Source organism: Micromonospora sp. NPDC049891, from assembly GCF_040660295.1.
In the GTDB taxonomy this organism is placed as follows: Bacteria; Actinomycetota; Actinomycetes; order Mycobacteriales; family Micromonosporaceae; genus Micromonospora.
On record NZ_JBFAML010000087.1, the window covers coordinates 1 to 1,183 of the forward strand.

Here is a 1,183-nt window from a genome sequence, read left to right on the forward strand (position 1 = left end):
GCATACAAGGCGCGTCAGGTTTCTCCAGCAGAAGCGTTCAGCGCAGTGAAGTCTTGGGCTGATAACGTGCCAATAGCATGGCCTCCAGATGGGCTTCAGACGGAGAAGGGCTCTGGACTTCAGCAGAAGTCATATTATGAAGAGGCTGGATTCCAGATGCTTCCTGAACATGCCCAATGGGAAGATGGAAGCAGATCTGTAGAGCCCGGGTTATTCGAACTATACGACTTAATGCGCAGAGGTAAATTCAGGGTGTTCTCTGGCCTCCGTGATTTCTTCGAAGAGTACAACTTCTATCACCGCGACGAGAAAGGAAAGATTGTGAAGGTACGCGACGACATCCTTGATGCTGTCCGTTACGCCTACATGATGCGTCGCTATGCAATTCGTTATGCAGACATAAAGAATCCTCCAGTTGAAGAGGATGTCTACGTTCCCTCATCCTCCGGTTGGTAAACATGGCAGAGACATTAGAGAAAAAACATGAGCGCGTCATGCTCAGGTTTGACCGCGCCTATACGCCGCAGCAAGATGTGCGCGAAAAGTGCATCGAAGCTACGCGATTCGCTCGTGTCCCTGGCGGTCAATGGGAAGGAGCAACAGCAGCGGGAACCAAGCTTGACGACCAGTTCGAGAAATACCCGAAGTTCGAAATCAACAAAGTGGCCACTGAGCTTAACCGCATCATTGCCGAATATCGGAACAACCGCATCACTGTGAAGTTTCGCCCTGGCGATCGCGAAGCAAGCGAAGAGCTGGCAAACAAGCTGAATGGCCTGTTCCGTGCTGACTACGAGGAAACCGACGGCGGCGAGGCTTGCGATAACGCATTTGATGATGCTGCTACCGGTGGGTTTGGCTGCTTCCGCCTGACGTCGATGCTGGTCAATGAATACGACCCGATGGACGATCGCCAGCGCATTGCTATTGAGCCGATATACGACCCATCGCGCTCAGTGTGGTTTGACCCTGACGCGAAGAAGTACGACAAGTCTGATGCGCTGTGGGCTTTCTGCATGTATTCGCTTTCTCCTGAAAAGTACGAGGCAGAATATGGCAAGACTCCACCGGCGTCTCTCGATGTAACGACGATCTCCTCTTGGGAGTTTGACTGGTTCGAGCCAGAGGTCGTTTACATCGCTAAGTATTACGAAGTGCGCAAGGAATCGGTGGATGTCATCAG

Annotated in this window: 2 protein-coding genes; both read left to right on the forward strand. The window is 51.9% G+C overall.

Annotated elements, in window-relative coordinates; genetic code table 11:
* A partial coding sequence (locus AB0I71_RS32590; protein WP_357591212.1) for a hypothetical protein occupies positions 1-456 on the forward strand: 456 nt, incomplete at its 5' end.
* A 2-nt stretch (positions 457-458) separates the two neighbouring features.
* Positions 459-1,183 (forward strand): portal protein (locus AB0I71_RS32595; RefSeq protein WP_357591214.1); only part of this gene is annotated, 725 nt, incomplete at its 3' end.